Raw genomic sequence first — 24,045 nt, 5'->3', positions numbered from 1 at the left:
TTCATGCCGCCCCACCCGGCCCTCCTCCCAGGAAGGTTTCGGCGATGACGCTGACCACCACAAGACCCGGCACCATCGCCGTCAAGGCGCCGGTTGTCAAGAAAAGCCGGCGCGGCGGCGTCCCGTACGCCTTCCTCGCCCCCGGCCTGCTGCTGTTCACGCTCTTCCTGGCCGCTCCGATCGTCTACGCGGGCTACCTGAGCCTGCGCAAGGTGAAGGTCAGCGGTCTCGGCCTGGGCTCGAAGTCCCGCACCGAGGTGTGGGCCGGGTTCAGCAACTACGCCCGCTCGATGACCGACCCGGAGTGGCTGCCCAGCGTCTACCGGATCCTCGGCTACGGCCTGGTCGTGGTCCCGGCCATGCTCGGCCTGGCGCTGCTGATGGCCCTGCTGCTGGACGCCAACCGGACCCGCCCGGGGCTGGCCGGCTTCGCCCGGATCTCGATCTTCCTGCCGTACGCGGTGCCGGCCGTGGTCGCCTCGCTGCTCTGGGGCTTCCTCTACCTGCCCCGGGTCAGCCCGTTCGTCTACGTGCTGGACAAGCTCGGGGTCGGCTCGCCCGAGCTCCTCTCCTCGTCGTGGGTGCTCTACGCGGTGGCCAACGTCGCGGTCTGGGGCGGTACCGGCTTCAACATGATCGTCATCTACACCGCGCTGAAGTCGGTGCCGACCAGCCTGTACGAGTCGGCCCGGATCGACGGCGCGTCCGAGCTGGCCATCGCCTGGCGCATCAAGATCCCGATCGTGATGCCCTCGCTGGTCATGACGTTCGTCTTCTCGATGATCGCCACGCTGCAGGTGTTCGCCGAGCCGATGACGCTCAAGCCGCTCAGCAACACGATCTCGTTCACCTGGACCCCGCTGATGAAGGTCTACCGGGACGCGTTCGTCCGTAACGACATCTACTCGGCCGCCGCGACCTCGGTGGTCATCGCGGTGGCGACGTTCATCCTGTCCTTCGGCTTCCTGAAGCTCGTGGGCCGCCGCGCGTTCAATCAGGAAGACTCATGAAAAACTCCAAGATCGCTACGACCCTGCTGCTCCTGGGGGCGGCGTACTGCCTGCTCCCGGTGGTCTGGGTGCTGATCGCGTCGAGCAAGAGCTCGGGCGAGCTGTTCTCCACGTTCACGCTCGCGCCCAGCACTCACCTGTTCGACAACCTGGCCGACCTGAGCAACTACCGGGACGGCCTGTACTGGCGGTGGATGGTCAACACGGCGCTCTACGCCGGCGTCGGCGCGGCCGTCTCCACGTTCGTCTCGGCGATGAGCGGCTACGCCCTGGCCAAGTTCGACTTCCCGGGCAAGGGTTTCGTGTTCAACGTGATCCTGGCCGGCGTGCTGGTGCCCGGCGTCATCCTGGCCATCCCGCAGTACCTGCTGCTGGCCAAGATCGGCCTGACCAACACGTACTGGGCGGTGCTGCTGCCGAGCTTCATCAGCCCGTACGGCATCTACCTGGCCCGCATCTTCGCGGCCGCCGCGGTGCCGTCGGAGATCCTGGAGGCGTCCCGGATCGACGGGGCCGGCGACTGGCGCACCTTCGCCCGGGTCGTCGTCCCGATGATGCGCACCGGCCTCGTGACCGTCTTCCTGTTCCAGTTCGTGGCGATCTGGAACAACTTTATGCTCCCGTACATCATGCTCGGCAACGACAAGCTCTACCCACTGACCGTGGGGCTCAACGGCCTGCTCAACCAGGGGGCCAGCCAGCCCTCGATGTACACCGCGGTGGTGACCGGCGCGCTGGTGTCGATCGTCCCGCTGATCGCCCTGTTCCTGACCCTCCAGCGGTACTGGCAGGTCGACCTGGCCGCCGGTGGCGTGAAGGCGTAAAGACTATGATCCCGAACGTGTCGTCGCGCAAACGCCCCACGATCCGCGACGTCGCTCGCGAGGCCGGGGTGTCGTACGCGACCGTCTCGCGGGTCCTCAACGGGCGCGACTGGGTCAGCCCGGAAGCCGTGCGCTCGGTCCGGGACGCGATCTCCCGGACCGGGTACACCACCAACCAGCACGCCCGGTCCCTGGCCACCGGGCGCTCCGGGTCGATCGCGTTCCTGCTGACCGAGCCGCAGCACCTGCTCTTCGAGGACCCGAACTTCTCGGTGCTGCTGCGCGGTGTGGCCCAGGCGCTCTCCGACCGGGAGCTGACCCTGATCCTGATGATCGCGTCGACGCCCGAGGAACGCAGCCGGACGATCGCGTTCCTCAACGGCGGCCACGTCGACGGCGTCCTGCTGGTCTCCCCGCACTCCGGTGACCCGCTGCTCCAGCAGCTGGTCCAGGCCCAGGTGCCGATCGTGGCCTGCGGCCGGGTCCTCGGCCTGGAGGACCTGATGAGTTCGGTCTCGGCCGACGACCGGGCCGGGGCGCGATCGGCCACCGAGCATCTGATCGCCGCCGGCCGCCGGCGGATCGCCACGATCACCGGGCCGCTCGACACCTCGGGCGGCGTCGACCGGCTGGCCGGGTACACCGACGCGCTGATGGCGCACGGCCTGCCGATCGACCAGGACCTCATCATTCACGGCGACTGGACCCGGGAGACCGGGGCGCCCCGGATGCGCACCCTGCTGGAACGCGCGCCGGACGTCGACGCGGTCTTCGTCGCCTCCGACTCGATGGCCGCGGCCGTCCTGCCGGTGCTGCGTGACGCCGGGCGCAGCGTGCCCGGTGACGTGCGGGTCGTCGGCTTCGACGACTCCGGCCTGGCGGCGACGACCGAGCCGCCGCTGAGCACGGTTCGCCAGCCGCTGGAACGCATCAGCGAGGAGATGGTCCGGCTCCTCGTGGACGTGATCAACGGCCGTACGCCGCTCTCCATCACCGTTCCCACCAGCCTCGTCCTGCGCAGCTCCTCCCCCGCCTGATTTCTGTCGGGCCCCGGGCACGGGGTCTCCGGCATCGAAGTGCGTCCTTTTTGTCCACAAAGGAGCATCATGAAGTTAGCTGCATTGATCGCCGCCGGCCTCCTCCTGGTGCCGGCCGCCCCCGCCGCCGCGCACTCCAAAGGCCTCGACATGCGCGGCGCCGACGTGTCCACCCTCCCGCGCGCGCTCGACCTCGGCGCCAAGTTCTACGACGCCAAAGGGCACCGCGCCGACCCGTACGAGATCCTGAAGAAGGCCGGCGTCAACTACGTCCGGCTGCGCGTCTGGAACAACCCGACCAGCGGTTACAACAACAAGGCCGAGGTCGTGAAGCAGGCCCGGGAGGCGAAGAGGCACGGCCTCAAGGTGCTGATCGACTTCCACTACTCCGACACCTGGGCCGACCCGGGCAAGCAGTTCATCCCCGCCGCCTGGGCCGGTCATGACCTGGCTCAGCTGCAGAAGGACGTCTACAACTACACCTACGACGTCTGCCAGGCCACCAACCCTGACAGCGTGCAGATCGGCAACGAGATCAACACCGGGATGCTGTGGCCCGTGGGTCAGGTCAACAACAGCGACTTCGGGCCGCTGGCCGGTCTGCTCAAGTCCGGGTACAACGCGGCGAAGGCCTGCAACCGGAAGACCCAGGTCCTGATCCACACCGCCGACGCCGGCAGCCTCGGCGCGGCCCAGTGGTTCTACGACGGCATCGCCGCCCAGGGCGTCAAGTGGGACATCACCGCACTGTCCTACTACTGCATGTGGCACGGCGACCTGACCAACCTGTCGACCGTCCTCACCGACGTGCAGACCCGCTACGGCAAGCCGGCCGTGATCGCCGAGACCGCGTACCCGTACACCACGGACAACTACGACGGCCTGGAGAACATCATCACGGCGGCCGCCCCGTGCGACGGGATCCCGGCCACCCCGCAGGGTCAGGCCACCGAGTTCAAGCAGGTCCAGGACACCGTGCGCAACGCCGGTGGGCTGGGCGTCTTCTACTGGGAGCCGACCTGGACGGCGATCGACGGCAACGGGTGGGACACCGAGGACATCGCCAACTCGGGCAACGCCTGGGAGAACATGGCGACCTTCGACGACAACGGGCGGATCAACCCGTACGTCACCTGGCGCCGTTGATCTTGATCTAAAAGCTCCGGCGCAACCCCGCGCCGGTAACGTTCCTATCCCCGAGGAGCGAAATGCGTAAATCCCTAGTGGCCGTCATCGGAGCCGTCCTCCTGATGCTGGCCTTCACCCCCAACCCCGCACAGGCCGCCTCCCTGACCATGCTCGGCGCCGACGTGTCGTCGCTGCAGCGCACGCTCGACCTCGGCGGCAAGTACTACACCGCCGCCGGGACGCAGGCCGACCCCTACGACATCCTGTCCGGCGCCGGCGCCAACTACATGCGCCTGCGCGTCTGGAACAACCCGGCCAGCGGCTACAACAACAAGGCCAAGGTTCTCCAGCAGGCGAAGTCGATCAAGGCCAAGGGCCTGAAGCTCCTGATCGACTTCCACTACTCGGACACCTGGGCCGACCCCGGCAAGCAGTACCCGCCGGTGGCCTGGGCCTCGCACTCGCTCGCGACGCTGCAGACCGACGTCTACAACTACACCTACGACGTCTGCACCGCGCTCAAGGCCCAGGGCACCACCCCGGACAGCGTCCAGATCGGCAACGAGATCAACGTCGGCATGCTGTGGCCGCAGGGCCAGGTCGTGTCCTCGAACTTCGCGCCGCTGGCCAGCCTGCTCAAGCAGGGCTACAACGCGACCAAGGCCTGCAACAGCAGCACCCAGGTCATGATCCACACGGCCGACGCGGACAGTGACGCCAACGCGCGCTGGTTCTACGACGGCATCAAGGCCCAGGGTGTGACCTGGGACATCACCGCGCTCTCCTACTACTGCATGTGGCACGGCACGCTCGCGAACCTGTACAACGTGATCGCCGACGTCAAGTCCCGCTACGCCAAGCCGGTCGTGATCGTCGAAACCGCGTACATGTACACGACCGCCAACGCCGACAGCCAATCCAACTCGATCCCCGGCACCACCACCTGCGACGGCCAGGCGGCAACCAAGGCCGGCCAAGGCACCGAGTTCACCTGGATCCAGAACACGGCCCGCAACGCCGGCGCCATCGGCGTCTTCTACTGGGAACCGACCTGGTACGCCATCACCGGCAACGGCTGGGACCCGGCCAACATCAACGGCACGGGCGACGGCTGGGACAACATGGCCACGTTCGACGCCACCGGCAAGTTCAACTCCAACGTCAAGTGGACCGCCTGACCCCATCCCCGGCAACACCCGGCCCGGCGTTTCCCCGACGCCGGGCCGGTCCGTTCCTCCAACCCAAGATCAAATTCTTCATGTCCCAGGTAGGCGGTGGTCCGGACCGTCGCTCCCGCGGGGACCCTTCCGGGCCGAGCAGGGCGCTGGCGCGCCCAGAACGCTCAGCCCTCCAGGGCGACGTGGTCGGCTGGGCACGCTCAAACCAAAAACCCCACCCACACCACCCCCAGACTCCCCGGCCCCGCCTCCCACGGCGACGCCGCCCCCACCCCAGCCCCACCCCCACGCGACGCCGCCCCACTCCGGCCCAGCCCCCACCCCGGCCCCGCCCACACTCCGGCCCCGCCCACACCCCCACGCGACGCCGCTGCCACTCCAGCCCCAGCCGCGCCCCCGCCCGCCAGCTGGCGCTCATGGTTGTTCCCAGCCGGTTTTACAGCCGTGAGCACCAGCCGGACCCGGAACCCGCACCGCAACCCGGCACCGCACACCGCTCGCGCCCCCGACCAGGGCGTCACGCTGACCAGCTGGCACTGACGGCTGCTCCCAGCCCGTTTTACAGCCGTGAGCGCCAGCCGGGGGCGCGACGCGCGTCGCGGGCCGGCACCGCACACCGCTCGCGCCCCCGACCAGGGCGTCACGCTGACCAGCTGGCGCTGACGGCTGCTCCCAGCCCGTTTTACAGCCGTGAGCGCCAGCCGGGGGCGCGACGCGCGTCGCGGGCCGGAGCGGGGAGGCGTGGCGGGCGGCCGCGGGCAGGTCGGCGGCGGGAAATGGGCGCGGCCGGCGGAGTGAGTGGCGGGTCCGGCGGACGGAAGCGGTGCGGTGGTCCGCCGGACGGAAGCGGTGCGGGCAGCGGCGCGAGTCGACGGGGCCGGCGGCGTGGGAGGGGTGTGGGTGGGCCGGGAATGGGAAGCGCCGCGGACCTCGGGAGGTCCGCGGCGCGGTCAGGAACGGGGTCAGACGGAGGCGGGCTCCGGCTCGGGGAGGGACTGCTTGCGTTCGAGGGCGGCGCCCTCGACGTCGAGCTCGGGGAGCCAGCGCAGCCAGCTGGGCAGCCACCACGCGGAGCGGCCGAGCAGCGACAGCGCCGCCGGCACGGCGATCATGCGGATCACGAACGCGTCGAAGGCGATGCCCACGGCCAGGGCGAACGCGATCGGCTTGACCGTGTCGTTGCCCTGCGGGACGAACGCGGCGAAGACCGCGAACATGATCGCCGCGGCGGCCAGGACGACCGGGGCGGCCTGGCGGAAGCCGTTGACGATGGCGTCGCGCGGGGACGCGCCGTGGGCGTGCGCCTCGTGCATCCGCGACACCAGGAACACCTGGTAGTCCATGGCCAGGCCGAACAGGATGCCGACGATGATGACCGGCGCCAGGCTGATGATCGGCCCGGTCGAGCCGGCGTTGACCAGCTGGGACAGCCAGCCCCATTGGAAGACCGCGACGGTCGCGCCGAACGACGCGCCGATGGTGAGCAGGAAGCCGAGCACGCCGACGACGGGCACCAGCAGCGACCGGAACACGAGCACGAGCAGCACGAAGGCCAGGCCGACGACGAGTGCCAGGTAGACCGGGAGGGCCGCGTTCAGCTTCTGCGACACGTCGATGCTGATCGCGGTCTGGCCGGTGACGTACACCTTCGCGCCGTCGCTGTCGGCGACCGTGTCCCGGATGTTGTGGACCAGGTCGACCGTCTTCTGGTCCTCGGCGCCGGAGCCCGGGATGACCGTGATCAGTGCGGCGCTCTGCTTCTGGTCGGGCTGCGGCGGGGTGGCCAGGGCGACGTCGGGCAGGGTGGCGATCTGCTTCTGCACGGTGGCCGCGTAGGTGACCGCGTTCGGCCCGTCGACCAGGATCAGCAGCGGACCGCTGACGCCGGGCCCGAACCGCTCGTCGATGATCGCGTCGGCCTTGGCCTGGGTGCTGCCCTCGGGCGAGCGCTGGGCCAGGGTGGTCTCCATCTTGAAGAACGGCAACGCGATCACGGCGAGCGCCAGCACGGCCAGGATCAGGCTGGTGACGCGCTTCTGGGTGACGGTGGTGGCCCAGCCCTTGATGAAGCCGCGCCCGTCCTCGACCAGGTTGTCGGTCGGCGGGGCGTTGCGCAGTTTGCGGGGCAGCGCCCGCTTGCCGATGAAGCCGAGGATGGCCGGGACCAGGGTGATCGCGACCAGCACGGCGACGACGATGGTGGCCGAGGCGGCCAGGCCCATCTCGGTGAGGAACGGGATGCCGACCACGGACAGGCCGGCCAGCGCGATGAAGACGGTCAGGCCGGCGGTCACGACCGCGGAGCCGGCGGTGCCGACCGCGTACGCCGCGGCGGACTCGACGTCCTTGCCGGCGCGCAGTTCGTGCCGGAAGCGGGTGACGATGAACAGCGCGTAGTCGATGCCGACGGCCAGGCCGAGCATCACCGCCAGGATCGGCGTGGTCGACTGCAGCTGCACGAAGCCGGAGAGCGTGGTGATGCCGGCGACGCCGATGCCGACGCCGACGATCGCGGTCACCAGGTTCATCCCGGCGGCGACGAGCGAACCGTAGCTGAGCGCGAGCACGATCAGCGCGACCACGACACCGATGAGTTCGGACGCGCCGCCGATGTCGGCCGGGTTGCTGAGCGCCTCACCGCGGGCTTCGACGGTCAGGCCGCCGGTGTGCGCCCGGGCCAGCGCGTCGGTGATGGCGGTGCGTTCGTCGTCGGTGACCTCGGACGGCTGCACCCCGTACGTGATCGTGGTCAATGCCGTGCTCAGGTCGCGCGAGACCGACGGGTTCTGCTTGTCGAACGGGTTGCTCACCTTGACGACGCCGGGCAGCCGGCCGAACGCGGCCACGGACTGCCCGACCGTCCCGGCCAGCGCCTGGTCGGTGATCTTCTGCCCGGCCGGAGCTTCGAACACCACCTGCACCGTCGCACCGGCCGACGCGTCGCCGAACCGGTCCTTCATCAGGTCCAGCGCGATCGTCGACTCCTGGCCGGGGATCCGGAACGTGTTGACGGTCTCGCCGGAGAGCTTGACCGCGCCGAAGGCGACGGCCAGCAGGGCGAGCAACCAGACGACGGTGACGATGATGCGATGCCGGACGGCGCCGAGGCCGAGGCGGTGCAGCAGCGTTGCCATGGGAGATTTCCCTTGTTCAGTGGGTGGGGTGATGCCCGAGCGCGTCGTAGGCGACGTCGACGAGGGTGGTGAGCGCGTCGGGGGTGAAGCAGTCCCGCAGGGCGACGCTGGCGACGGCCAGCGCGCCGAGCGCCCCGACGACCCGGCATGACCGGATCGGATCAGCCAGCGAACCGGCCGTGCCGAAGGCCGCCCCGGTGAACGGCTGGTCGCCGAACGCGGCCGCGACCTCCTCACCGATCAGCTCCAGGGCGGCCCCGAACTCGCTCTCCCGATCGGCCAGCAGGCAGGACAGCAGCAGCGCGACCGCGCCGGGCTGTTCCAGCGCCAGCTGGGCCACGCCGCTGATCACCATCCGGTCGCGCTCCGGGCCGGGCGGCAGTGACGCGGCTTGCGCGGCCACCTCCCGGACCTGCCCCACGCAGCGCTCGATGACCGATTCCTGCAGGGCTTCCTTGGTCGGGAAGCGGTGCAGCAGCCCGGTCTTCGAGTAACCCACCGCGTCGGCGATGCGCTGCAGCGACGTCTCCTTGAAGCCGTGCCGCGCGAACAGACTGGCGGCGGCGTCGAGGATCTCGTCGTCGATCTGCTGCTTGGTGGGGCGGGGCATGGGACCACCGTAGACCTTTCTGGACCAGACTGGTCCGTCGGGGACCGTGGCGGTCCCCACATCTGCCAAGGGTTTAGAGTCGAATCTTTGCAAGAAGCTTGCTGAGGTACGGGTCGGGCCCGTCCACCGCCCGCGCGAACAGCACCGGCTCCTCGTCGCATTCGACCAGGTAGACCGGCAGCCACACCGCCCGCAGCGCGGCGATCTCGGCCCGCACCGGCCGCGCCGGCCCGGCGAAGTCGGCCACGTCGGCCCGTTCCAGCAGATCACCGACCGCGGTCACGGGCAGCACGCCCGGCCCCGGCACGGCCGCGAACCGGGTCCCGTCCCCCAGCGTCAGCTCGGGCCCGGCCAGCCAGATCGACCCGGTCCCGTGCGTGCGCGGCACCGGCGCCAGGACCAGGCCGTCGAACCACAGCGTCATCCGGCGCCCGGGCCGGTCCCGGTAGCGCCGCCCGTCCTCGACCGACCGCCGGCCCAGCTCGGTGAGCGCGCCGTCCGGCCCGACGTGCCCGATCGCGGCCAGCCCGGCCAGGATCCGCCGCACCAGGGCGACCGGGAGGCCGAAGTACGCGGCCAGCCGTTCCGGGCCGCGCAACGGGGTCCCGGCGAGCGCGCGGGCCAGGAACCGGTCGAGCACGTCGTAGGGCTGCCCGTCGCGGACCGTCGCCACCACCTCGACCTGCCACATCGGCAGCAGCAGCGGGCGGATCCGGCGCGGCCGCACGTCGGGCAGCGCGGCGACCCGGGCCACGATCACACGCAGCGGAACCTGTGGCGCCGGGCTCACCCGCGCGCCGGCCCGCCCCGGCGCCCGATCAGGACCGCGCGCCGGGCCCGCACCAGCGGCACCAGCGCCACCGGCCGGGGCATCCGGTCGGCGCCGTCGACCACGACCAGGTCGTACTCCAGGTCGGCGAACTCCGGGCGTCCGCAACCGAGCCAGGTCGCGGCGATCACGTCGGCGTTCCGCAGCAGTTCGCCGTACAACTGCGCGGGCGGGCGGGCCATCCGCTCCCGCCAGTCGGCCAGCAGCGGATCGCCGGCCTCCCCGGCCTCGGCAAGCGCGCGTTCGCGCAGCTCAGCGGCGACTCCCGCGAGAGTGCACGGGCCGGCACCGGGCTCCTCCAGGCGGATCACGGTCAGCTCCCCGGGCAGGCATGCCACGGCCGCGTCGGCCGCCGCCCGGCTCGGCGCCGCGATCAGCACCCGCTCACCACGATCGGCCGCACACCGCGCGACCTCGGCGACGGCCCGGGCCCGCCCGGCGCCTTCGGCTTCAAACAGAAGATCGATTTCGCGTACGGACTCGGCTCCGCTCAGCCACGCGAGCAGCCCCGGATTCGCACCCATCCCGGAGCGCAGGCGCAGCACGGCCTCCCGCTGTTCGCGCTCGCCGGCCCCGCCGGCCCGGATCGTCCCGGCCAGCGCCGCGCCGAGGCGCTCGGCATCCGCGGTCGGCGTGTTGCGCACACGACGATCGAGATCGACAGGCATCGACGCCATCCACCCACCTTAGTGGCCGGCGGTCCGGGCGGGCCAGAGCGAGTCACCCGACGCGGGAGTGGCGTGACCGGAAAGGCCCGGTGTCGCGGGAGTCGTCCCGGGGGAAACAGGACGGTCCCGGACTCCGGGTGCACCCCGCCGCCGCAAGTCGTGTGATCAGATGTGCCGCAAAGCGGGCCGCCCCCCTGCCCGCGCCGGAAGGAGGGCCATGGACACCGCGCGCTGCTGGGAGCTCGTCGAGGCGGCTCGGGAGCGAGCCGGTCCGGGCTGGCCCGACCTGGACCACCGCCTCGAGAACGCGCTGGTCGAGCGGCTCGTGCGGCTTCCGGTGCCGGAGCTGATCGCGTTCGAGGTCCGCTTCGCCGAGCTGCAGCGCCGGCTCGACCGGCCGGACGTCTACCTCGCCGCATACCTGATCGGCAACGGCTGCGGCGACGATCCGTTCACCGATTTCCGGGCCGGGCTGGTCGGTCTCGGCCGCGATTGGTACGACCGCGTCCTGACCGATCCTGATCAGCTGGCCGACCACCCGGCGGTACACGCCATCGCGGCCGGCGCGATCCCCCGCGACACGCTGATGACCGAAGCCTTCCAGTTCGCGCCCCTGGAGGCGTACGAGCGGCTGACCGGCGACGACGAGGGCTTCTGGACCGCGCTGGACGCCGCCTCGCCACCACCGTCGTCGCCCGGCACCGAGCCGTCCGGCCCGGTCCACTGCAACCTGGACCGGCTGGCCGCGCTCTTCCCCGACTCCCGCGCGTCCCTGGACCGCCACTACCCGCACCTGACCGGCACCTGACCCACACCGGGCCGGGCCGGCCCGCTGCCGATCTAACCGGGGTGGAACGGAAACTTCCGGGCTGGGTGGAACCGATGCTGCGCGGCCGGTGGGTCGTCGCGGCGCTCGGCGCGGCCCTGCTCGCCCTGCTCAGCACCGACATGCCGTTCGACATGGCCGACTTCGCGGCCTACGGGCGGCAGATCCTCGACGGGCAGCTGAGCGGCGTCTACGCCGACGGCTGGACCCAGGCCGGGCCGGTCCAGCTGGTGATCACCTGGCTGCTCATGATCGGCGGATCGACCGGTGTGCCCGCCGCCGCGGCCCGGGTCGCCGTGAACACCGGTCTGACGCTGGGCGCGATGGCGCTGTGCCGCCGTTTCGGGACCGGCCGCGGACCGGTGGCGGCGCTGCGCGAGAGCGCCACGGGACTGCTGGTCATCCTCTGGCTGGCCGGACCGGTCCCCTGGGACGGGCACCCGGCCGAGCTCCTGGTTCCGCTGCTGTGGACGTACGCAATAGTTTGTCAGAGCCGGAAGCGGACCGGGACCGCCGCCGCCCTCCTCGGGGTGTCGGTGGCGATCGCCCCCTGGGCGATCCTGGGTTTTCCCGGGCTGCTGGCGGTGGCCGGGCCGCGCGCGGCACTGCGGACGTGGGTGCTCGGCGGGACCGTCGGTGTGGCCTTCTACCTGCCGTTCGTGCTGGCCGGGAACTTCCACATGTTCGGCCACGTGTGGCCGGTCGACGACGACACCCTGATCGGGCTGCTCCTGCCCGGCCTGACGACCGTGACCTGGCCGTTGCGGCTGGTCCAGGCGGTGCTGGTCGCGGGTGCCTGCGCCGCGGTCGCGTGGTTCTTCCGGCGGCAGCGGATCGTCTGGGCGGCGGCGCCGGCCGCGGCGAGCCTGACCCGGCTGTTCACCGACCCGGTCAGCCTGCGCTACTACTGGACGCCGATCGCGGTCGCCACGGTGCTGGTGTTCGCACTGCTCGGCGACGACGAGCGGCCCCGGCGGCAGATGTTCGCGCTGCTGCTGGGCTACCTGGTGGTCCTCGGCGGCCTGTCCACCCGGCAGGTCCCCGGCGCGGCGGCCGGCCTGGTGGCGCTGGTCGCGCTGCTGGTCGCCGGGGAGATCCGGCGGCCGGCGGTTCCGGTCCCGGGTGACACCGTGGTGACACCGGCGGCGTGATTAGGTGGGCGCATGGTCGCCGATCTGATGTTCACCAACGGTTCCGTCTTCACCGCCGACCCGCTGCGCGGCCCGGCCACCACGGTGGCGGTCGCGCAGGGGCGGGTCCTCGCGGTCGGCACCGACGAGGTGCGGGAGCTGGCCGGCCCCGGCACGACGACGATCGACCTGGCCGGGCGGCTGCTGCTGCCCGGTTTTCAGGACGCGCACGTCCACGCCGTGTTCGGCGGCGTCGAGCTCAACCAGTGCGACCTGACCGGCACCACCGATCTCGACGAATACCTGCGCCGCGTCCGGGCCTACGCGGACGCGCACCCCGACCTGGAGTGGATCAACGGCGGCGGCTGGGCCATGGAGGTCTTCCCCGGCGGCGTCCCCGGCCGTGAGCTGCTCGACCGCGTCGTCCCCGACCGCCCGGTCCACCTGATCAACCGCGACCACCACGGCGCCTGGGTGAACAGTCGCGCACTGGAGATCGCCGGCATCGGCCCCGGCACACCCGACCCGGCCGACGGGCGCATCGACCGCCGCCCTGACGGCACCCCGGCCGGCGGGCTGCAGGAGGGTGCGATGCAACTGGTCGCGAAACTGCTGCCCGAGGTCACACCGGCCGAGCGGCTGGCCGGGCTGCTGCGCGCGCAGACCCTGCTGCACTCGCTGGGCGTGACCGCCTGGCAGGACGCGATGCTCTGCGCCACCAACGGCTACCCCGACGTCTCCGACGCCTATCTCGAGGCCGCCGCCACCGGGCAGCTCACCGCGAGCGTGGTCGGCGCCCTCTGGTGGGACCGTGACCGCGGCGCCGAGCAGATCCCCGACCTGCTGGCCAAGCGCGAGCGGCACACCGTCGGCCGGTTGCGCGCCGACAGCGTGAAACTGATGCTGGACGGCGTCGCCGAGAACTTCACGGCCGCCATGACCCAGCCCTACCGGGACTCGTGCGGCTGCTCGACGACCAACGCCGGGTTGTCGTTCATCGACCCGACGGCCCTGCGGGAGCATGTGACCGCGCTCGACGCGCACGGCTTCCAGGTGCACTTCCACGCGCTCGGCGACCGGGCCGTGCGCGAGGCACTCGACGCGGTCGCGGCGGCCCGCGCGGCCAACGGGTTCCGCGACACCCGGCCGCACCTGGCCCACCTGCAGGTCGTCCACCCCGACGACGTCCCGCGGTTCCGGGCGCTCGGGGCGACGGCCAACCTGCAGGCGTATTGGGCGTCGCACGAGCCGCAGATGGACGATCTGACCATCCCGTTCCTGTCGTCCGAGCTGGCCGCGCGGCAGTATCCGTTCGGCGACCTCTGGCGGGCCGGCACCCACCTGGCCGCGGGCAGCGACTGGCCGGTGACCACCCCGGACCCGCTGCAGGCCATCCACGTCGCGGTGAACCGGGCCCATCACGGGAGTGGGTATGACGCCTTCCTGCCCGGGCAGAAGCTGGACCTCGCCACGGCGCTGACGGCGTACACGGCGGGGTCGGCGTTCGTGAACCGGCGCGACGACAGCGGCAGCATCCGGCCCGGGTTCCGGGCCGACCTGGTCGTGCTCGACCGCGACCTGTTCGCCGGGCCGCCCGGCGAGATCGGGGACGCTTCGGTCGACCTGACCTTCGTCGACGGGAGGTGCGTCTACTCCGCGTGATCCAGCAGGAAGTGCACGGAGCGGTCGACAACCGCCCGGGTGGCCGACTCGTCCAGCTCCGGGAACATGTGGCCGGCACCCGGGACCAGTTCGAGCGTCGCTTCGGTGCCCGCCGAGCGCAGGGCGTCGGCGAGGCGTTCGCTCTGGCGGTGCGGGACAGCCCGGTCGGCGCCGCCGTGCAGGAACAGGAACGGGGGTGCGCCCGGGCCGACGTGGTTGACCGGGCTCGCGGCGGCGACCAGGTCGGGGACGTCGTCGAGGTCCGCGCCGAGCAGGCCACCCTCGCGGGACGCGGCGCTGCGGTCGGGGTGACCGCCGGCTTCTGCGATGTCCTGGGAGAGGGCGTCCAGGTCGGTGACCGGGTACCAGCAGACGGCGGCGGCGATCCGACGGCGATCGGGCCGGTCCGCGGGCCCGGTGGTCTCGGCGGCGATCCGACGGCGATCCGGCCGATCCGCGGGCCCGATGGTTTCGCCGGCGATCCGGCGGCGATCCGCGGGGCCGGTGGTTTCGCCGGCGGCGGGTGGGGTGAGGGCGGCCAGGGCGGCGAGGTGGCCGCCGGCGGAGACACCCCAGATGACGGTGCGGTCGGTGGTGACGCCGAAGTCGCCTCGGTGCACGGCGAGGAAGTCGAGAGCCGCCGCGACGTCGTCGGGCTGGGCCGGGAAGGTGGCCTCGCCGGAGAGGCGATAGTCGACGGTGGCGATGGCCAGGCCGGTCGTTGCGACGTACGCGAAGAAGTTGGGTTTCCAGGTTTTGACGTTGCCGGGGCCCTCGGTGCGGGTGCCGAGGCGCCAGCCGCCGCCGTGCAGGTAGACGCAGAGGGCCTTCGGGTTCTCCGGGACGTAGAGGTCCAGTGTGAGCGGCCGGAAACCCGGCCGCCGCGCGAAGACGATGCCGCGATGTTCCGTGACCGCCTGACTCGTGCCGGGTTCGGCGGTCATGCGGGAACCGGGGTCTTGTGGAACGTGCCGTTCTGCATGATGGCGACCAGGTTGTCGGTGTCCTGCAGCAGCCGCAGGTCCTCGGCCGGGTTGCCGCGGACCACCAGGACGTCGGCGATCCAGCCCGGCCTGAGCATGCCCAGATCACCGAAATCGACGAGTTCGCCGCCGAGTTTGGTCGCGGCGACCAGCATCTCGATCGGGGTGTAGCCCAGGACGTCGACGAAGAGCTGCAGGTCGCGGGCGTTGCGGCCGATCGGGTTGTTCGGGAAGCCGTAGTCGCCGCCGGGAAGCGCGCGGATGCCGCGCTTGCGGATCTCCGGGTACACGCGGGCCATGCCTTCGAGCGCGTCGACCGAGCCCATCTTCTCGGCCACCTCGCGGGTGATGCCGAACTCCTCGCCCTCGTACACGTTGGCGTAGATGATGCCCGGCGCGGGCGAGACGAAGACCGTGTCCTTGACCGATTCGAGCAGGTCGAGGGCTTCCTCGTCGGCGTACGTGCAGTGGTAGATCGACCGGAACCCGGATCGCACCGCGATCTTCACGGATTCGGCCGACTGCGCGTGGCAGTTGAGCCAGACACCGGACTCGCGGGCCTGCTCGCCGGCCGCCGCCGCCTCCTCGGCCGTGTACTGGGTGATCTGCGAACCGCCGGGCACGAACACGTCGTCGTTGCTGAGCAGGAACTTCACACTGTCGTAGCCCTGCGCGGCCATGTCGCGGACCCAGCGCCGGCACGCGTCCGGGCCCTGCCAGTCGGGCTCGACGTGACCGTCCGGGCGGACCGGGTGGTTGTCGCGCTCCATGCTGGCCGCGCGCATCCGCGGGCCGGGCACGACGCCCGCCTTGATCTTGTCGCGCAGGATCACCTCGACCGGCATGGGCAGGATCGACCCGGCCGAGTAGGCCGACGTGAACCCGTGGTCGAGCAGGATCTTCGCGTTGCGCTCGGCCCGCGCCAGCTCGGACTCCAGGCCCTCGATGTGGTGGAAGAAGCTGACGTCGAGCGGCGGGTTGAAGCTGGGGTCGATGTGCCCGACCGCGGACGGGAACGTCAGGTGGCAGTGCGACTCGATCATGCCGGGCATGACGGTGCAGCCGGTCGCGTCGACGATCACGTCGTCCGGTTCGTGGGTTTCCCGCCAGCCGGCCCGCACCTCGGTCACCCGGTCGCCCTCGACGACGACCTCACCGGGGGCCGGGGCCGAACCCGAGCCGTCGAAGACCAGTCCGTTGGTGAAAACCGTGCGCGCCATGTCCCTGCCACTTTCACTAGGTGAGAACTACTTTCCAGTGTGTGTTACCCGAGTGTTTCTCGGTCCGCGCGGATGTGTCAACCGCCACAAGATCTTTAAGTCACCGGCCGCCCGTCGGTGGACACGGGCGGCCGGCGGGCTTAATGTCGCGGCAATCACATTGAAACTCGCTTTCACACAGTGAAAGTGGTGCTGGGAGGCCTTCGTGTCCGCTTCGGTGGTCCCACCTGACGATGACGTTCGGCCGCCCGCGGCCCGGCTTGAGACGAAACTCCTCGTCCCGGCGCTCGTCCTGGCCGCGTTCGGTCTCTACTTCGCGAGCCTGACCCCGCAGATCGTCACGCTCGCGGTCCGGATCACCGAGATCGACCCGGACGGCAAGACCGTCGCGCTCTCCACCGTGATCCTGGTCGGCGCGATCATGTCGATCCTGTCGCTGCCGCTGTTCGGTGCGCTCAGTGATCGGACCCGGTCACGTTTCGGCCGTCGCCGCCCGTGGCTGGTCGGCGGTGCGGTCACCGCTCTGCTCGGCCTGATCGTCGCCGGCAGCGTCCCGACGCTCGCCGGCGTGGCCGCGGGCTGGGCGATCGGGTCGCTCGGGGCCAGCGCGGCGTTCTCCGGCTTCCTCCCACTGATCCCCGAATTCGTCCCCGACCGGTTGCGGGCCCGGCTCTCCGGCCTGATCGGTTTCGTCGTCGCGCTCTCCGTGCTCAGCGGCGTCTTCCTCGGCGCCGAACTGGTCCACCAGCAGCTGCTCATGCTGGCCGTGCCCGGCGTCGTCGCGGTCGCCGCCGCGCTGGCCCTGGCCCACGTCATCCGCCACCTCGACCGTCCCGCATCCGGCGAATTTCCGGCTTTCGGCGTACGGGAATTCGCCGCCAGCTACTGGATCCGCACCGGCGGCGACCGCGACTTCGCGTGGAACTGGGTCAGCCGCTTCCTGATCGGGCTGGCCTACGTGGGCGTGCAGACGTATGCCACGTACTACCTGACCGACACCGTCGGCCTGTCGATCGACGACGCCACCGCCCGGTACGCGACGTTCACCGCCATCTCGACGCCCGTCTCGGTCGTCTGCTTCCTGCTCTCCGGCTACCTGTCCGACCGGCTCGGCCGCCGCAAGGCGTTCGTCACGGTCGGCGCGATCATCCTGGCTCTTGGTCTGGTCGTCGCCTCGGTCACCCAGTCCCTCAACGGCTTCCTGGCCGCGTGGCTGATCCTCTCGGTCGGCCAGGCCATCTACCTGACCGTCGACATCGCCATCGCCGCCGAAGTAGTGCCGGACCAGGCCCACGCCGGCAAGGCCATGAGCGTCTACCAGGTCGCCACCCTCCTCCCGAACGTGGGCGCTCCGATCGTCGCGGTCGCCGTCCTGGCCGCGAGCGGTTCCAGCAACTATCCGGCGTTCTTCGCGGTCCTGGCCGTGCTCGGCCTCCTCTCCGCCGCCACCATCCTGTTCGTCCGCCGCATCCGCTGACCCCCACGCTTCCCCGCCCGCCGGTTCACTCCCCGCCCTCCCCGCCGGCCGGTTCGCTCCCCGCCGGCCGGGAAGCGGTCCACTTCCAGGCCGGATGCGCCAGAACCGAATCGTTTTCCACTGAATTGCGAACCTCGTAGGGGCCGACGCCGTGACAGGCGCCGGCCCCTACGAGGTTCCCCGCCCGAAAGACATCCCCGGTTGTCGGGCTGCCGCCTCGGCTTCGGCAATCCGGTCAGCTCGCGGTCCCAGCTGGTGCTGACGGCTGCTTCCGGCCGTCAAAGACAACCCTCAGCACCAGCCGGCCACCGCGACCCGACCGCATGCCGGATCCGGCTGGGCCTCAGGGGCCTCTCAGCAGGTCGGAAACGCCTGTGAGGACCAGCCGCGCGAGTTCGGCTGGTCCTCACAGGTATGACGTGGCGTGCGACAGAGTGCGCGGGCCGAGCCGCGAAGGGGAGAGGCCGAGCCCGGCCCAGCCGGGCCGCCGACGTGCAGGGCTGAGCCGAGCAGGATCGGGCTGCGGCGGCGGAGTTCGGCGGAGTCCGAGGGGGGTGGGTCAGGCGCCGACCATGTTGTAGCCGCCGTCGGCCAGCATGAAGGAACCGGTCATGTGGGCGGCGTCGTCGGTGGCCAGGAACAGGGCGGCGCCGGCGAGTTCGGCGGGGCCGGGGATGCGGGCCATCGGGGTCATGGAGCGCAGCTTGTCGCCGCGGCCGGACTTCCAGTCGTCGCGCTTGAGGGTCGCCTCGGTCTCGATGAAGCCGGGGGCGAAGACGTTGACGCGGACGGTCGGGGCGAAGGCGGCGGCGTAGGACTTGGTGAGGCCGATGATGCCGTACTTGGCCGCCGCGTACTGCGGAGCGCGAGCACTGCCCCGGACCACGACGGTGGAGCCGATGTTGACGATGTTGCCGTGGCCCTGTTCCAGCATGCGGGCGCCGAACTCGTGGACGCAGAGCAGCGTGCCCTTGATGTCGACCTCGAGGACGTGGTCGATGGAGTCCTCGGTGATGTCCTTCCAGGACATCTGGTCGCGGGCGACGTCACCGACGTTATTGATCAGGACGTCCAGGCCGCCGAAGGCCTCGAACGTCTCGTCGGCCATCCGCTTGATGTCGTCCCAGCTGGTGATGTCGGCCTGGAACAGGACGGCTTCGCCGCCGATCGCGCGGATCCGCTCGGCAGTCCGCTCGGCGCCGTCCTTGGAGCTGCGGTAGTGGACGCCGACGCGGGCGCCCTCCTGGGCGGCGCGGAACGCGATCTCGGCGCCGAAGCCGGTTCCGGCGCCGGTGACCAGCACGGAACGGCCGGGGAAGCGCTGGGTGATGACAGGGTTGGTCACGAGAGGTCTCCTAGGAAGAGGAACTAGACGAGGGTGCGGCCGCCGTCGATGTACAGGACCTGGCCGGTGACGAACGCGGCGCGGTCGGAGGCGAGGAACGTGACCGCGTCGGCGACCTCGGCCGGGCGGCCGAGCCGACCGGCCGGGACCAGGGATTCGAGTTTCTCCCGGTTCCCGTCCTGGTCGAGGTACGCCTTGGTCAGGTTGGTCTCGATGTAGCCGGGCGCGACCCCGTTCACGGTCACCCCGTGCGGCGCCCATTCCCGGGCCATCACCCGCAGGAGCTGGTTGAGCCCGCCCTTGGTGGCCGCGTAGGGCGCGTGGTTGGCGTGCGCGAGCAGCCCGGAGACCGACGAGCAGAAGACCATCCGCCCGTAACCCTGGGCGACCATCGTCCGGCCGACGGCCTGACCGGTCCAGTACGCCGTCGACAGGTTCAGGTTCACCACCGACTCCCAGTCGTCGTCGTCCAGCTCGACGAGCGGCTTGCGCACGTTGCGGCCGACGGCGTGGAGGAAGATGTCGAGGCCGCCCAGGAGCGACACGGCCTCGCCGACCAACGTGCGGCAGGCTGCCGCCGTACGCAAATCGGCTTGAATGGTGTGAATTTCCGCCCCGGACTCCTTGACCTTGAGCCGGACCGCCTCGAGGTGATCCTCGTCGACGTCGGCCAGCAGCACGCGCGCCCCGGCCAGGGCGAGTGCCTGCACGCCGGCACCGCCAAGACCGCCCGCGCCGACCACCAGGGTGGGACGCTCACGTAGTTGCAACCAGTCGGTCATGGGCCCTCACCATTCCGGGAAGCACTTGCCAACTTTCACTAGATGAAAGTAGGTTTCTTGCGCCAACGCTAGACCGCGGCAAGGACCTCTGTCCAGCCGCGCGGGACGGAGACGAGGACGCCCATGCCCCCGAAGAAGGACGCCGAGAAGCCCGAGTACCGGGTGGAGGCCCTGGCCAAGGGCCTGCGGATCCTCTCGCTGTTCAGCGAGCAGCGACCAACCTGGCGGGTCAGTGACATCGCGCCCGCGGTCGGCATGCCCCTGCCGACGGTCTACCGGGTGGTGATGACCCTGACCGCGGAGGGTTATCTGGATCACCTGCCCAACGGCGACTACCGACCAGGGGTACGGGTTCTGACCCTCGGCACCGCGGCGCTGCGCAGCCTGGATCTGGTCGAGCTGGCCACGCCCCGCCTGCAGCAGCTGGCGCAGGCCACCGGCGAGACCGTGAACCTGGCCGTGCTCACCGTCGACCAGGTGCTCTACCTGGTCCGGCTGCGCAACTCGGACCTGGTCACGGCCAACATCCAGGTCGGTTCGACACTGCCGGCCGTGCACACGTCGATCGGCAAGCTGCTGCTGGCCCACCTCGACGAGGACGACCTGAAGTCGCGGGTCACCGAGGGTTCGTTCGCGCGGCTGCACGGGCCGAACGCCAAGGTCAACCTGGACGAGCTGCGGGACGAGTTCACCAAGATCCGGGCCGACGGGTGGGCGATGCAGGACGAGGAGCTGGCCTACGGGCTGCGTTCGGTGGCGGCGCCGGTCCGCAACGCCCAGGGTGCCGTCATCGCCGGGGCGAACCTGGCCGTGCAGTCGCGCGACTGGTCGACGCAGCGGATCGTGCGGGAGCTGAAGCCGCTGGTCAGCGAGGCCTGCCGGGACATCTCGGCGCTGCTGGGACACCAGGGGTGAGGCTCGGCAAGCTGCTTCCGGAGCAGCTCGACGCCGAGCAGCGCGCGGTCTACGACGCGATCGCCGGGGGCCCGCGGGCGTCCGGCTCGGCCTTCCGGCTCGTGGACGCGGACGGCGGGCTGGAGGGGCCGTTCAACGCGATGCTGCTGCAACCCGGGCTGGGCGGCGCGCTCCAGGAACTCGGCAGCGCGGTGCGCTACCGCACCGCGATGACCACCCGGGCCCGGGAGATCGCGATTCTCACGGTCGCTCGTGTCTGGGGTTCCGATTTCGAGAGGTACGCCCATGAGGCCGTCGCCGCCGTGGCCGGTTTCCGCGCCTCCGAGTTGCGAGCGTTGCGCACCGGCGACGGGGTGGCCTTCCCCGACCCGGCGGATCGCTTGATCCTGGACCTGTCGACCGCTCTGGCCGAGCGCGGCGACCTGACCGACGACGAATTCGACGCCGCCCGGGAGGCGCTCGGGATGCCGGTGTTGTTCGAGCTCACGACCCTGATCGGCTACTACTCCACGCTCGCGTTGCAGCTGCGGGTCTTCCGCGTCGAGGCACCCGCGTCCCTTGACAGTGGGGCTTCCGCGACGGAGGATTTTTCATGAATGAAACAAGCTTTCACAGAGTGAAAACAAGCAGAGCGAAAACGAGGCGAGCATGCGACTGGTGACATTCGACGAGGGACGGGTCGGCCGGATCGAGGGCGACGAGGTCGTCGAGCTGGCGGTCGGCTCGACCCGGGAGTTCTTCGAGCGTGGCGGCACCATGGGCTCGGTCGACGAGACACGTCAGGTCTTTCCCCTGGACGGTGTGCGGCTGCGGGCGCCGATCCAGCCGAAGAAGTTCTTCCACACCGCCGGCAACTTCGCCGTGCATCACCAGGAACTGGCCAAGGTGAACTGGTCGCACCCGGTGCACAAGGGCATCGTGTTCTTCCAGAACGTGGACGCCATCATCGGCCCGGAGGACGACATCGTCTACCCGGAGGGGCTGACCAAGGAGCTGGACTACGAGCTGGAGCTGGCCGTGATCATCGGCAGGTCCGGCCGCTGGTTCGGGCCCGACGAGGCCGACGACTACATCGCCGGGTACACGGTGTTCAACGACATCACCGCCCGCGACATCCAGCGGCGCGAGATGGAGTCCGGGGTGTTCTCGTTCTCCAAGGGCATCGACACGTTCTGCCCGATCGGCCCGTGGATCGTCACCGCCGACGAGATCGCCGACCCGCACGACCTGGGCATGGAGCTGCGGGTCAACGGGCAGGTCCGGCAGTCCGGCAACACCTCGGACATGGTGCTCAAGCTGCGGGACCTGGTCGCGTTCCACTCGCCGCAGGGTTACTCGGCGGGCGACATCATCACCACCGGCACGATCTCCGGGGTGGCCGCCGTGCAGCCGAACCCGTTCGACTTCTACCTCAAGCCGGGCGACGTGGTCGAGGCCGAGATCCAGGGCGTCGGCCTGCTGCGCAACACGGTCGTGCCGTGGAAGTCGGCGCACGACACCGAGCCGTACTCCAGCTCGATCTACAACAGCTGATGCGGTTCGGGACCCTGGCCGGGCGGCTGGTCGTCGTCGACGGCGACCGGGCGCTCGACGTCGAGAAGCACAGCGGCGGCCGGTTCTCGGCCGACGCGAACACGACCCTGGCCCACTTCGCCGAGTTCTCGGCGTGGGCGGCCGGCGCGGATCTCGCCGAGGCCGAACCGTTCACCGAGGCCGAGCTGGGCGCGCCGTCACCGCGGCCCCGGCAGGTCTTCGCGGTGGCACTGAACTACCGCCCGCACGCCGCCGAGGCCGGTTTCCAGCCGCCGGACGAGCCGCTGCTGTTCACCAAGTTCCCGTCCTGCGTGACCGGGCCGATCACCGAGGTCACCCTGCCGCCGGGCAAGCCGGACTGGGAGATCGAGGTGGTCGCGGTGATCGGCACCGGCGGGCACCGGATCCCCCGCGAGCGCGCGTGGGATGCGGTGGCCGGGCTGACCGTGGGCCAGGACCTGTCCGAGCGGGCGGTGCAGCTGCAGGGCAAGCCGGCGCAGTTCTCGCTCGGCAAGTCGTTCCCCGGTTTCGGGCCGACCGGGCCGGTGGCGGTCACCCCGGACGAGTTCGAGGACCGCGACGACCTCGGGTTCGAGTGCTTCCTCGGGGACGAGAGGGTGCAGTACGGCCGGACCAGCGAGATGATCTTCCCGGTGGACGACCTCGTGGCCCGGATCTCGGCGGTGTGCCCGTTGCTGCCCGGGGACCTGATCTTCACCGGGACGCCGGCCGGCGTCGGGAACCGGCGGGAGCCCCCGCGGTACCTGCAGCCCGGTGAACTGCTCGTGAGCCGGGTGGACGGGATCGGGGAGATCCGCCAGCGCTTCCACTGAACGTTCATCTCCGTACCCCGGCAAGCGAAACGGCCCGGACCACAGCGGTCCGGGCCGTTTCCCGCTCACCTTGAGCTCAGCGGTCTTCGTCGTGCTCCGCGACCTCAGCCTCGTCGGCCGCCGGGTGCGCGTGGTGGCCGTGCCGCGGGCCGGCCTCGATCTCCTCGGCGATCGGCTCCTCGTCGATGACCTCGGCCGTGACCTGCGGCGCGTCGGCCCACAGGGCACGCAGCTGGCCCTGCATGAACTGGGTCAGGCGGCCCCGGTACTCCCGGTCGAAGTTCTCCAGCGCCTCGATCTGCTGCTGGAGGGCCTCGCGCTTGGCGCCCAGGCTGCCGACCACGTCGTCGTACCGCTGCTGGGCCTGCAGCTTGAGCTGCTCGGCGCCGTGCATCGCGTCGGCGCCGATGGACTCGGCCCGCTGGCGGGCGTCCGCGACGATCTTGTCGGCGGCCCGGCGGGCCTCCTCGGCGCGGGTCTGCGCCTCGCGGGCCATCTGCTCGGCCGCGGCGCGGGCCTCGGCGACCACCCGGTCGGCCTCCTGGCGCACGTTGTTGGCGTGGGCCTGGGCGTCCCGGGCGATCTGCTCGGCGGCCGCGAGCGCGTCGGTCCGGATCTTGTCCGCGTGGTGCTGAGCACTGGCGACGTGCTCCTCCGCGGTGCGCTGCGCGAGTGCGAGCACCTGGAGGGCCTGATTGGGCAGGCCGGGGTTGGGTGCGATCAACTTGTGCTCCGAGGTCTCACCGTCGGTCCCGTTCAGCAGCACTTCGCCACGATCCTTATCTGAAATGTCCGTGTCTCCGCTCCCACGGGAGCGTCATGACCGCCGAGGGGTGTCAGTCATGATCGGCGGGATGCTACCAAGCTGAACCGGCACTCAGCCAGGGTCGGCGAGCACCCCGTGGATGGGGATTTGCCTGG

At 70.7% G+C, this 24,045-nt stretch carries 22 protein-coding genes; 13 read left to right on the top strand and 9 right to left on the bottom strand.

The window, feature by feature from the left end; translation table 11 throughout:
* Window positions 1-44 precede the first annotated feature (44 nt).
* From ACSHV8_RS04830 to ACSHV8_RS04810, 5 genes are all read left to right on the top strand, one after another.
* Window positions 45-1,010, top strand: a complete 966-nt coding sequence (locus ACSHV8_RS04830; protein ID WP_436529773.1) for a carbohydrate ABC transporter permease — start codon at window positions 45-47, stop codon at window positions 1,008-1,010.
* Window positions 1,007-1,834 carry a carbohydrate ABC transporter permease gene (locus ACSHV8_RS04825; RefSeq protein ID WP_436529771.1) on the top strand — a complete coding sequence of 276 codons (828 nt, stop codon included), beginning with the start codon at window positions 1,007-1,009 and terminating at the stop codon, window positions 1,832-1,834. Before ACSHV8_RS04830 ends, ACSHV8_RS04825 begins: the two co-directional genes overlap by 4 nt.
* Before the next feature lie 17 nt (window positions 1,835-1,851).
* Window positions 1,852-2,871 carry a LacI family DNA-binding transcriptional regulator gene (locus ACSHV8_RS04820; RefSeq protein ID WP_436529769.1) on the top strand — a complete coding sequence of 340 codons (1,020 nt, stop codon included), beginning with the start codon at window positions 1,852-1,854 and terminating at the stop codon, window positions 2,869-2,871.
* 69 nt (window positions 2,872-2,940) lie between these two features.
* Window positions 2,941-4,017 carry a glycoside hydrolase family 53 protein gene (locus tag ACSHV8_RS04815; protein ID WP_436529768.1) on the top strand — a complete coding sequence of 359 codons (1,077 nt, stop codon included), beginning with the start codon at window positions 2,941-2,943 and terminating at the stop codon, window positions 4,015-4,017.
* Between the two features lie 62 nt (window positions 4,018-4,079).
* On the top strand, window positions 4,080-5,177 hold the full coding sequence (locus ACSHV8_RS04810; protein ID WP_436529766.1) for a glycoside hydrolase family 53 protein: 1,098 nt from the start codon (window positions 4,080-4,082) through the stop codon (window positions 5,175-5,177).
* Between the two features lie 962 nt (window positions 5,178-6,139).
* On the opposite strand, the gene ACSHV8_RS04805 is transcribed toward ACSHV8_RS04810, so the two are convergent.
* The 4 genes from ACSHV8_RS04805 to ACSHV8_RS04790 form a co-directional block, all read right to left on the bottom strand.
* On the bottom strand, window positions 6,140-8,311 hold the full coding sequence (locus tag ACSHV8_RS04805) for an MMPL family transporter (protein WP_436529765.1): 2,172 nt from the start codon (window positions 8,309-8,311) through the stop codon (window positions 6,140-6,142).
* Between the two features lie 16 nt (window positions 8,312-8,327).
* Window positions 8,328-8,921 (bottom strand): TetR/AcrR family transcriptional regulator, encoded by a 594-nt coding sequence (locus ACSHV8_RS04800; RefSeq protein WP_436529763.1) that lies wholly within the window; start codon window positions 8,919-8,921, stop codon window positions 8,328-8,330.
* A gap of 73 nt (window positions 8,922-8,994) precedes the next feature.
* A complete protein-coding gene (locus tag ACSHV8_RS04795; RefSeq protein ID WP_436529761.1) occupies window positions 8,995-9,681 on the bottom strand; it encodes a hypothetical protein in 687 nt (228 codons plus the stop codon).
* 26 nt (window positions 9,682-9,707) lie between these two features.
* The gene (locus tag ACSHV8_RS04790) at window positions 9,708-10,427 is read right to left on the bottom strand and encodes an AAA domain-containing protein (protein WP_436529759.1); all 720 of its coding nucleotides are present in this window, start codon (window positions 10,425-10,427) and stop codon (window positions 9,708-9,710) included.
* A 208-nt stretch (window positions 10,428-10,635) separates the two neighbouring features.
* On the opposite strand from ACSHV8_RS04790, the gene ACSHV8_RS04785 reads away from it, so the two are divergent.
* The 3 genes from ACSHV8_RS04785 (at window position 10,636) to ACSHV8_RS04775 (ending at window position 14,036) form a co-directional block, all read left to right on the top strand.
* The gene (locus ACSHV8_RS04785; protein ID WP_436529757.1) at window positions 10,636-11,226 is read left to right on the top strand and encodes a DUF4240 domain-containing protein; all 591 of its coding nucleotides are present in this window, start codon (window positions 10,636-10,638) and stop codon (window positions 11,224-11,226) included.
* Window positions 11,227-11,300: 74 nt separating this feature from the next.
* Complete coding sequence (locus tag ACSHV8_RS04780; protein WP_436529755.1) at window positions 11,301-12,395, top strand: hypothetical protein; 1,095 nt, start codon at window positions 11,301-11,303, stop codon at window positions 12,393-12,395.
* Window positions 12,396-12,407: 12 nt separating this feature from the next.
* Window positions 12,408-14,036, top strand: coding sequence for an amidohydrolase (locus ACSHV8_RS04775; RefSeq protein ID WP_436529754.1), 1,629 nt, complete (start codon window positions 12,408-12,410; stop codon window positions 14,034-14,036).
* Here the strand turns inward: ACSHV8_RS04775 and ACSHV8_RS04770 are convergent.
* Window positions 14,024-14,980 (bottom strand): alpha/beta hydrolase fold domain-containing protein, encoded by a 957-nt coding sequence (locus tag ACSHV8_RS04770; RefSeq protein WP_436529752.1) that lies wholly within the window; start codon window positions 14,978-14,980, stop codon window positions 14,024-14,026. The genes ACSHV8_RS04775 and ACSHV8_RS04770 overlap by 13 nt on opposite strands.
* A complete protein-coding gene (locus ACSHV8_RS04765) occupies window positions 14,977-16,239 on the bottom strand; it encodes an amidohydrolase family protein (protein WP_436529750.1) in 1,263 nt (420 codons plus the stop codon). The genes ACSHV8_RS04770 and ACSHV8_RS04765 overlap by 4 nt, the downstream gene beginning before the upstream one ends.
* Before the next feature lie 205 nt (window positions 16,240-16,444).
* Between ACSHV8_RS04765 and ACSHV8_RS04760 the strand changes: the two genes are divergently transcribed.
* The gene (locus tag ACSHV8_RS04760) at window positions 16,445-17,716 is read left to right on the top strand and encodes an MFS transporter (RefSeq protein ID WP_436529748.1); all 1,272 of its coding nucleotides are present in this window, start codon (window positions 16,445-16,447) and stop codon (window positions 17,714-17,716) included.
* 559 nt (window positions 17,717-18,275) lie between these two features.
* On the opposite strand, the gene ACSHV8_RS04755 is transcribed toward ACSHV8_RS04760, so the two are convergent.
* Together ACSHV8_RS04755 and ACSHV8_RS04750 are read right to left on the bottom strand one after the other, a co-directional pair.
* Window positions 18,276-19,061, bottom strand: a complete 786-nt coding sequence (locus ACSHV8_RS04755; protein ID WP_436529747.1) for an SDR family NAD(P)-dependent oxidoreductase — start codon at window positions 19,059-19,061, stop codon at window positions 18,276-18,278.
* A 23-nt stretch (window positions 19,062-19,084) separates the two neighbouring features.
* Window positions 19,085-19,843, bottom strand: a complete 759-nt coding sequence (locus tag ACSHV8_RS04750; protein ID WP_436529745.1) for an SDR family NAD(P)-dependent oxidoreductase — start codon at window positions 19,841-19,843, stop codon at window positions 19,085-19,087.
* 123 nt (window positions 19,844-19,966) lie between these two features.
* Here ACSHV8_RS04750 and ACSHV8_RS04745 point away from each other — a divergent pair, with 123 nt between their 5' ends.
* The 4 genes from ACSHV8_RS04745 to ACSHV8_RS04730 are packed head-to-tail and all read left to right on the top strand — an operon-like array spanning window position 19,967 to window position 23,124.
* On the top strand, window positions 19,967-20,758 hold the full coding sequence (locus ACSHV8_RS04745; protein WP_436529743.1) for an IclR family transcriptional regulator: 792 nt from the start codon (window positions 19,967-19,969) through the stop codon (window positions 20,756-20,758).
* A complete protein-coding gene (locus tag ACSHV8_RS04740; protein ID WP_436529741.1) occupies window positions 20,755-21,354 on the top strand; it encodes a carboxymuconolactone decarboxylase family protein in 600 nt (199 codons plus the stop codon). The genes ACSHV8_RS04745 and ACSHV8_RS04740 overlap by 4 nt, the downstream gene beginning before the upstream one ends.
* 52 nt (window positions 21,355-21,406) lie before the next feature.
* Entirely contained in the window at window positions 21,407-22,291 is an 885-nt protein-coding gene (locus tag ACSHV8_RS04735; RefSeq protein ID WP_436529739.1) for a fumarylacetoacetate hydrolase family protein, read from the top strand.
* Entirely contained in the window at window positions 22,291-23,124 is an 834-nt protein-coding gene (locus ACSHV8_RS04730) for a fumarylacetoacetate hydrolase family protein (protein WP_436529737.1), read from the top strand. Before ACSHV8_RS04735 ends, ACSHV8_RS04730 begins: the two co-directional genes overlap by 1 nt.
* Window positions 23,125-23,200: 76 nt before the next feature.
* Here the strand turns inward: ACSHV8_RS04730 and ACSHV8_RS04725 are convergent, their stop codons facing one another.
* The gene (locus tag ACSHV8_RS04725; protein ID WP_436529735.1) at window positions 23,201-23,890 is read right to left on the bottom strand and encodes a hypothetical protein; all 690 of its coding nucleotides are present in this window, start codon (window positions 23,888-23,890) and stop codon (window positions 23,201-23,203) included.
* Window positions 23,891-24,045: the final 155 nt, after the last annotated feature.

It is taken from the genome of Actinoplanes sp. HUAS TT8 (assembly GCF_051380535.1).
In the GTDB taxonomy this organism is placed as follows: domain Bacteria; phylum Actinomycetota; class Actinomycetes; order Mycobacteriales; family Micromonosporaceae; genus Actinoplanes.
Note: the sequence above shows the minus strand (reverse complement) of the source record. Positions and strands in the feature narration are given on the sequence as shown.

What these genes read in the sequence shown, in the direction of transcription:
- ACSHV8_RS04830 (WP_436529773.1), top strand. Translation starts at nt 45, where the DNA reads ATGACGCTGACCACCACAAGACCCGGCACCATCGCCGTCAAGGCGCCG.
- ACSHV8_RS04825 (WP_436529771.1), top strand. Translation starts at nt 1,007, where the DNA reads ATGAAAAACTCCAAGATCGCTACGACCCTGCTGCTCCTGGGGGCGGCG.
- ACSHV8_RS04815 (WP_436529768.1), top strand. Translation starts at nt 2,941, where the DNA reads ATGAAGTTAGCTGCATTGATCGCCGCCGGCCTCCTCCTGGTGCCGGCC.
- ACSHV8_RS04810 (WP_436529766.1), top strand. Translation starts at nt 4,080, where the DNA reads ATGCGTAAATCCCTAGTGGCCGTCATCGGAGCCGTCCTCCTGATGCTG.
- ACSHV8_RS04805 (WP_436529765.1), bottom strand. Translation starts at nt 8,311, where the DNA reads ATGGCAACGCTGCTGCACCGCCTCGGCCTCGGCGCCGTCCGGCATCGC.
- ACSHV8_RS04800 (WP_436529763.1), bottom strand. Translation starts at nt 8,921, where the DNA reads ATGCCCCGCCCCACCAAGCAGCAGATCGACGACGAGATCCTCGACGCC.
- ACSHV8_RS04790 (WP_436529759.1), bottom strand. Translation starts at nt 10,427, where the DNA reads ATGGCGTCGATGCCTGTCGATCTCGATCGTCGTGTGCGCAACACGCCG.
- ACSHV8_RS04785 (WP_436529757.1), top strand. Translation starts at nt 10,636, where the DNA reads ATGGACACCGCGCGCTGCTGGGAGCTCGTCGAGGCGGCTCGGGAGCGA.
- ACSHV8_RS04780 (WP_436529755.1), top strand. Translation starts at nt 11,301, where the DNA reads ATGCTGCGCGGCCGGTGGGTCGTCGCGGCGCTCGGCGCGGCCCTGCTC.
- ACSHV8_RS04775 (WP_436529754.1), top strand. Translation starts at nt 12,408, where the DNA reads ATGGTCGCCGATCTGATGTTCACCAACGGTTCCGTCTTCACCGCCGAC.
- ACSHV8_RS04770 (WP_436529752.1), bottom strand. Translation starts at nt 14,980, where the DNA reads ATGACCGCCGAACCCGGCACGAGTCAGGCGGTCACGGAACATCGCGGC.
- ACSHV8_RS04765 (WP_436529750.1), bottom strand. Translation starts at nt 16,239, where the DNA reads ATGGCGCGCACGGTTTTCACCAACGGACTGGTCTTCGACGGCTCGGGT.
- ACSHV8_RS04750 (WP_436529745.1), bottom strand. Translation starts at nt 19,843, where the DNA reads ATGACCGACTGGTTGCAACTACGTGAGCGTCCCACCCTGGTGGTCGGC.
- ACSHV8_RS04745 (WP_436529743.1), top strand. Translation starts at nt 19,967, where the DNA reads ATGCCCCCGAAGAAGGACGCCGAGAAGCCCGAGTACCGGGTGGAGGCC.
- ACSHV8_RS04735 (WP_436529739.1), top strand. Translation starts at nt 21,407, where the DNA reads ATGCGACTGGTGACATTCGACGAGGGACGGGTCGGCCGGATCGAGGGC.
- ACSHV8_RS04730 (WP_436529737.1), top strand. Translation starts at nt 22,291, where the DNA reads ATGCGGTTCGGGACCCTGGCCGGGCGGCTGGTCGTCGTCGACGGCGAC.